The organism is Dokdonella sp. (assembly GCF_039926425.1).
Classification (GTDB): Bacteria; Pseudomonadota; Gammaproteobacteria; order Xanthomonadales; family Rhodanobacteraceae; genus Dokdonella_A.
In genome coordinates, this window is record NZ_JBDSWZ010000305.1 from 1 (window position 1) to 7,688 (window position 7,688).

A 7,688-nucleotide genomic window follows, 5' to 3' on the forward strand; every position below is an offset into this window, starting at 1 on the left:
GAAGTTCACGGCCCCGGCCGTCACCTGCGAGCGCCAGTTCATGTTGGGATTTGCGTCACCGATGTACGCGCTACGCCCGGTTGCCTCCCGACCTGCCGGAAGCGGAATGCTGAGGCTGTCGAAGCCCTTGTTGCTCAGCACGCGCAGGTTCGGTTCCGCACCCGACGTCGTCGCGCGCGAGAAATCGAGGTTCTGCACCGCATAGTTGTAGCGCCACTTTCCGCCGCCAAGATCCGTCACCTTCACTGCGACCTTTGCGTGCCCCTCGGCGACCGCGAGTTCGGTGTTCATCGAATTGGCCGGCGGTGCTGACGGGTCAACCCATCGATCAACGGCCGCACCAAGGCGATAATTCGATCCGCCGGTCAGCGACCACTGCGAGCCGGAGAACTGCGGATTGACGGTTTCCGTCGCCATCGAGTTGTAGATGTTGATGTCTCCGCGCGCGGCGTACCACGACTCGAACAGAAACGTGACTCCGTCACCCGACGCGTGCTTGAGCTTGCCTTCGGGCGTCTTCAGGCGCTGCGTCCACGCCGTATTGCCGCTGCTGTCCTGACTGCCATCGCAGTTTGGATCAAAGATCGAGCCGCAGCGTCCCCATTGGCCCGTCGCCGGAATGATTTCCGAGCGCGGCCCCATGTCACCCGGGCTGTCGTTGTTGCCGACTCCGTAGGTGTCACCGCAACCGAGACCAAGCGCGTGGCTGTCGAAGCAGCTGTCCATGCAACCCTGGTTGATCGTCAGGAACGCGTGCTTCACGCCCGACCTGCCAACCTGCTCGATTACGCCCGTATTCGCATTGATCCGATAGAGATTCCAGATCAGATACGGATGCTGGTCGTTGTTGTACGGTGCGTTGTTACCACTGAACTTCGAGTACCAGGCGACGTTCGCGGTGTACAGCGCTGCGCTGGTACCGAGCGGATCGCCGGCAATCGTCGCGACTGCAGTGCCGTCGTTCTTGTTGTTGACAAGAGTGGACGAGGGCGCGAACGACGCGGTGCCCGATCCGTCCGGACCGGTGCAGGTGAGACATCCGGTCGGGCTGACCGAAAAGCTCTGCATGAAAAGGTCTGCCTGGTAAACCGATCCGGCATGGTTGGGAACGGCGACGCCGGGCCACGGTGTTGGCGAGCACACGCGATCCGGCTCGGGATCGGCCCCGACGATGTTCACTTCGGTATTCATCGCCATGTCTGCCAGTTCCCAGCCTTCCGATTCGGGCGCGCCCAATCGTGCGGCAAGCGCAGCCGTCACCCGCAGGTCGGCTGCGCGAATCGCCAGCGTCCGGTTGCCGTCGGCGAGTTCGAACATCACGCGGTCACTGAAGAACCAGACCTTGCCGTCGCTGCTGACGAGATCAAGGATCTTCGGATCGCTCGCGCGCACGCGCAAGCTGAAATCACGAAGGTCGATCGTGCTGCCATCGTTCAAATGCAGAACATACCCACCGCGCATCTGCAGCGAGCCGCCGTTGAATTGTTGCAGGGAGCCGTTCTTCACGCTGAACTGCAGCCCGTCGGTCTGACGAACCTGAAACCACTCGTGTTGGCGATAGTCCGTGATGGCAACCTTGGCGGTTGCGCTATCGAGCTTGACGCCGAGGTTCTGCAGCAAGTCGTGATTCCAGCGCATGCCCATCGAGCCACCCCACGCAGACCAGGTCTGCTGCCCGGTTGCAGTGTTGGCCTTGAAGGTCTTCTCGATCGTTCCTGCGTAAGCGGTGGAACCACACGCCGCTGCAATGAACGCACACAATGCCAGTCGCTTCATTGGATACCCCGATTGGTTGACCGATGGATCGATGGCGTTCGCACGAACGCCAACCGGATGTTCGAGTGCAAGCAGCGATTCGCGCGACGGATCCGCGCTGCGGTCCGTCGATGCACTCCATTGCGGAATGGCTCCCGCCGATTCTCGCTGAACGAGCCCGCCTGACCGCGGGCAACCCCCGAACGCTATCACTGAATGTGCCTCGTTGACCACCGCAAGGCACGCTTTCCACTATTTCTCAGCGTGTCGTGGTGGCCGACGCGGTCTGCATGATCTCCGGTGGGGACTTGCCGTATTGCGGCGCTGCAGCATCATCGAATCCGTCTGCAAACACGCGGTCCGGAAGGGGCGAATCGTTCCACAGATCGTACGCATACTGTCCACGTGACTTGTCCTGCGGACCCGCGGTGAACGGACGGTTTGTGCTGCCCATGCACATCGTGTTCTCGGCCGGCGTCGCGTTGGCGATCGCCTCGTCGCGGAGGAACTCCATGTAGTCCTTGCTCGACGTCTGGTAATAGAGACGAGCAGTGGCAGTCAGTGGCCCGACCGTCCCTGACGGTACGGGCAAGGTATAGGTTGTCGCATCGAAATTGACGAGCACGCCGGAACCCGGTGTTGTTTCCGGATAGGTGAAACCGACCGGTCGAGTTTCGTAGCCGTTCGGATCGTCTCCGGTTGCGGGCTTGAAGCCCAGTGGCGGAATGCGGTTGTCCTTGGCAATGCAGTCGTTGAGGACGAAATGGAACATCGACTTGCCCGCGCTGTTTTCCACGTCGCACTCGTTCGTGCCGAGATGATTGAAGATGCCCTGCTGGATTTCGTACACACGCGCCTGCGAATCGATCGTCAGAACCCCGGTTGCCGTGTTGTACGCACCGCTCTCGAACACCAGCCCGCCATTGGCATCGTGTACCTGCAGGTTCAGCCACATGCGGCGTCCTTCCGCGTAGCCGGTCGGCAACTTGTGGCCGCTGTCGTTGGTCACCTTGACCGCGACGTTCATCGTACCCGCGACAGCGCTCGGCGGTGAGTAGGACTGGATCGTCGTCGTTACCGATGCCGCGCTACCGAGCATTTCGCGCGCCCAAGCCACGGTCTGGTCATAGGAAGACGAACGATCCGTGCCGCCATTGTCTTCGATCCCCTGCCCATACTCGCCCTTGATGATTCCGGGCACCCAGGTGTTGCCGCCAACGAACTCGTGCGCCGGGAGATTGCCTGTGCGACTGGGAAACCCGGAGAAGGAGCACGCGGATGCGTCCGGATCCTCACTCTCGGGCATGTGGCAGTTCTGGCAGGTCTGCTGCGGCGTCTGCGCAAACTGGCTCTGCTGCCATTCGTTGAAGGTGCGCTCGATCGGGAACGGTCGCGTCGTGTCGGTGCCGTCGTTGAGCTTGAGCGTTTTCAGCGGACCCGCATCGGTGTCGGGCGTCGAGACATTGTGGCAGACGGCGCAGTTCGCACTCTGCGAATGGTAGTCGGACTGCACCCACGGATGCGGCGGAGTCTGGCCGTCCACGTTGTAGGTGTAGGGCCCCCGCCTGCACGGTTCGAGTTGGTCCGCCGAGCAGTTGGCATCGTCGATCCACGCATTGCCGTTCTCGAGATAGCCCGGTTGGCCTTGCGGACCCTGCGGCATCATGCGATGACAAAAGTGGCACGACTCTCCGCTGTAGTCGTTGTCGGTGTTGTCCGCTTTGTCATAGCCGCCCGACAGCAGACAACCCGCTGCGCCAAGAGTCACATCGTTGTCCGGATCGCCGAACGTGGCCTTCACAACCCGTCCGCCAAGCCATCCGCGCGGGGTGTGGCAGCGAAGGCAATAGTCGCCCACACCGGGAACATCCTTGTTGGCGATGTCGAGCGCGGCCCAGAACAGCGGATCACGCGTTGCATTCGCCATCATCGAGCCCGACCACGTCGAGTACGGCCGAAACGTGGACTGCGTTCCGGAAGTCCCGCGATGGCAGCCGGCGCAGTTGTCGGAATAAATCAGTTCGCTGAAGAGTCCAGGCTGCGTCCCGTGCGGCGTGAAATCCACACCGCCACCGCCCAGCTGCTGGGACAGCGTCATCCACGATTCCGCGGCGGCGCCCCGCGCGAACGCGTGAGCTGCGCACACGGCCAGCGCGCATGCGAGTGCCACGCGAATCAGTCGCCGCGCGGTGCGATTCAATCGGTCATTTGAAGCCATGGTCGAACATCGTATCGTCGGGAAGGTCGGCGGGCGCGAGCGCTGACATCATGAACGAATGCCCCGCTTCACTGGATGATCCGGGCTGGCGGAACGCGCCGGGACTACGGAAAGGTATCACTCGAAACCGTTTGAAAATACCCGGTCGGGCATCGTGCCCGGCCCGAGCAGGCTGATGGTGTACGGGAGTTCGCCTTCGGTGACCGTCGCCGCAGCGACAAGCCCGAGAGTTGCGGCGGCTGGAGCCGCGCCAGACGTGAACTCGAAGTGGTAGAGAGTACCCCAGTCGAGCGGATTGGCCGACCCTGCACTGCTCCATGTCACTGCGCCGGCCGACGCACCCGCCGTCCAGTCGTTGCCCGCGTCGTTGTCGATGTCGTCGAAGCGAAGCGCGCTCGCTGTGGCTCCAGCCGGTAACGGCACCGTGAAGCGGACGAAACCGTGATTGGAGACGAGCTTCAGGTTCGGTTCCGCGGGGTGCGCCGGATCGACACGCACGTGGGCGTAGTCGAAGTTCATCACCGCATACTCGTAGCGCCACTGGCCGGCAGGCAAGGCCGTCGCGCGAACGGCGACGCGGACGCGTCCACGCGGTGTGACCAGTTCCGTGTTGGCCGACGTTGCTGTCGTTCCCGGTGCAGCCCATCGATTCACCACCGGACCCGGGAAGAAATCGTGGTCCGCCGCAGTGTCGCCGACCAGCGCAATGGACCACGATGCGCCATTTTTCTGCGGGCGGATCTCGCGGTAGGCCATCGTGTTGTAGATGTTCACGTCATCGCGCACCACGTACCAGTACTCGAAAAAATAGCGCGCGCCGGTGGCAAGTGGAGCCATCAGGTCACTCTCGCTCACCCGCATGCGATGCATGTAGAGATTCTCCGGTGCAGGGGTGTCGGGGCCATGGCCGTTGCAGTCGGGATCCCACATCGAACCGCAGCGGCCCCAGACGCCGCTGTATGGAATCACTTCCGAACGCGGTGCCAGATTGTTCTGCGTCGACGAGCCGTCGGCCTGGTTGTCGTTGTTGCCGAGCGAATAGGTGTCCTCGCACGTTGGATAGATGATGTGCCCCGAGTCGCACCCGCAGTCGGCGCTGGTACGCGACCAGTTCACTGTCATGAACGCGTGCTTCACCGCCGATGCGCCGATCTGCCGGATGCGTCCGCTCGCATCGACGCGATAGAGATTCCAGATGAGATAAGGGTGCTGGTCGTTGTTGTACGGCGGCTGGGGAACGCCGGCGGCGGCATTGTTGAACTTGTCGTACCACGCGACGGCCGTGGTGCCCACATTGCGAAGGCTCGAATCGGGATCGATGACCACCTCGCCAGTGGTGCTCGTCGCCGTGCACGCACCGCCGGTTCCCAATGGCGGCAATCCGCAACGGCGCGCGTAGACCGAATCGTTGAACCCGGTCCAGCCATGCGCGGCATCGTCGTAGATCATCTGGATGTCGGTGACCAGACCGCTGCCGGAAAACGGCGCACTGCAAACTGCCGGTGATTCGGCCCCGTTTCCGCGGTCGGGTTGCGCATGCGCGCGAAAGCCGAGTCCGCCGATTGGAAGACCGGCGAGTTCCGGCTTTCCGAGTGCCTGCGCGAACGCTGCGGAGAGCCGCAGGTTCATGTCGGTCATCGAGAAGATGTCCGCCGTGGGCGGATCGAATCCGTAGTGCGCGTGATCGGCGGTGAACCACACCGTTCCATGCGCATCGACCACGACGATCCCTACGCGCGCGGACGGATTCGCGCGCAACGCGAAGCCGCGCAGATCGATGGTGCCGTTGGCGTGGCGCAGCACCAGTCCCGCACCCGAGCGCAGTTCGCCGCCACCGATTCCGGTGACGCCGCCGCCGCGGTGGAGGATCTCCAGGGCACCGCCATCGAGCAACGGAAACGTGGTCGTGTCGTAGCGTCGACCGGGTTCGCCGGGCGAGCGGGCCACGGCACCCGGGCTCGCATTGATCTGCACACCGAGTGCCACGAGCGCATCCGGGTTGAAACCGAACGACACCTCGCCACCCCACGCGAGCCATGCGCGTTCGGTCGTCACGGTCGACGGGCTTCGCGAAGGCATCAGCGCGTCCTGCAAGGCGCGCGCTTCGTCAGCGCCGGCAACAGGCGCGGCCGCTGCAATCCACATGGCGAATACGCCGGTGACGAACAGCGTCCGCAAGAGCAATTCCCGTCTGGCTTGGCGAGTGCGGCGAAGCCGCACGATCATGCTGAAGAGGCTAGCACACCATGCCTGCGCGGCGAACGGCTCGCACGGTCCATCTGGCGCCGACAACGTCAACCGCGTTAGCGTGCGCGGATGAACAGCCCACTTTCCGCTGACCTCGATGCCGCACTCGACCGGATTGCCGGGTCCATCGATGCCGGACAACCGCAATCCGCCGTCGTCGCCGCGATCGCCGCGCGCAGCCAATGGCCGCATGAAGTCGAGCCGGCGCGGCTGCACGGCATTGCGCTGTTCCAGCTCGGTCAGATCGCCAACGCGCGACGCGCGCTGGACGACGCGCGCGCCATCGCACCGCAGTCTGTGGAAGTCGCATGCAATCTCGCAAGCGTCCTGCTCGCCGAGGGGGACACGATCGGGGCGATCAGCGTGCTCGATGCAATGCTCGCGCGCGAACCCCGCCATCCCGCCGTTCTCAACGGGCTCGGCACCGCGAAGCGTGCTGCTGGCGATCTTGCAGGGTCGCGAGACGCTTACGCGCGCGCAACCGCGGAGGCGCCGGCGCATGCCGCTGCGTGGATGAATCTTGCCGCTGTCGAACTCGCACTCGGGCACGTCGCAAAAGCGGATCACGACACGCGGCACGCGCTGACGCTGGCGCCCGCACATCCAGAGGGACTGCTGCTGCTCGGGCACGTCCTCGCCACCCAGCGGCGGCATGCGGACGCGGAGCGCGCATATCTCGCAGGCGCTCAGTCCGCGCCGTCGGATGCGCGTTTTGCGTATCAGGCCGGCTTGATGGCGGAGGAACAAGGGCGCCTTGCACCTGCGGCCGACGCGCATGCCCGCGCGCTGTCGCTCACACCGTCGCTTCATCACGCCCTTGGACAGCTGGTCTTCCTGCGCCGACAGCTGAGCGACTGGCGCGGACTCGATGCACTGTCGGCGGACCTGCGTGCACGTGTCGCCGCAGGGGCGCCCGGCATCGCACCCTTCGCATTCCTCGCGGAGCCAGCCAGCGCGGACGAACAGTTGCGTTGCGCGCGAACCTGTGCCGATGGAATCGACGCACGCACCGCGACGCAGAGAACGCGCTTTCCGTTCGTGCATCGACAGCGACGGTCGACCGACCCTCTGCGAATCGGAATGGTGGCGAATGGATTCGGCAACCATCCGACCAGCCTGCTGATCGTCGCGATGATCGAGGCGCTCCGATCCGATGCGATCGAGATTCACCTGTTTTCCACAGCGCCGGACGACAGCAGCGTCTTGTTGCATCGGCTGCGCGCTGCGGTACACACATTGCACGACGCGTCGTCCGCGACCGCACCCGTGCTGGCGGCAACGATTCACGCAGCCGACGTGGAACTGCTGCTCGATCTCGATGGCTACTGCAGTGGTGCAATGCCCGAAGCGCTGGCGCTGCGGCCGGCTCCGATCCAGATCAACTGGCTGGCGTATCCCGGCACGCTGGGTGCCGCGTGGATGGACTACGTGATCGCCGACGCGGTCGTGCTTCCCCGGTCGCTGCACG

Annotated in this window: 4 protein-coding genes; 1 reads left to right on the forward strand and 3 read right to left on the reverse strand. The window is 63.9% G+C overall.

Going from position 1 to position 7,688, the window contains the following annotated elements:
- From ABIV12_RS16985 to ABIV12_RS16995, 3 genes are all read right to left on the reverse strand, one after another.
- A partial coding sequence (locus ABIV12_RS16985) for a hypothetical protein (RefSeq protein ID WP_348061538.1) occupies window positions 1-1,776 on the reverse strand: 1,776 nt, incomplete at its 3' end.
- Between the two features lie 238 nt (window positions 1,777-2,014).
- Window positions 2,015-3,853: a hypothetical protein gene (locus ABIV12_RS16990; RefSeq protein WP_348061540.1), complete on the reverse strand. Its 1,839-nt coding sequence runs from the start codon at window positions 3,851-3,853 to the stop codon at window positions 2,015-2,017.
- 237 nt (window positions 3,854-4,090) lie between these two features.
- Window positions 4,091-6,151: a hypothetical protein gene (locus tag ABIV12_RS16995; RefSeq protein WP_348061542.1), complete on the reverse strand. Its 2,061-nt coding sequence runs from the start codon at window positions 6,149-6,151 to the stop codon at window positions 4,091-4,093.
- A 138-nt stretch (window positions 6,152-6,289) separates the two neighbouring features.
- Between ABIV12_RS16995 and ABIV12_RS17000 the strand changes: the two genes are divergently transcribed.
- A partial coding sequence (locus ABIV12_RS17000) for a tetratricopeptide repeat protein (protein ID WP_348061544.1) occupies window positions 6,290-7,688 on the forward strand: 1,399 nt, incomplete at its 3' end.

Coding starts and splice junctions, on each gene's coding strand:
- ABIV12_RS16990 (WP_348061540.1), bottom strand. CDS start 3,853: ATGACGCTGTCCCAGCAGCTGGGCGGTGGCGGTGTGGATTTCACGCCG.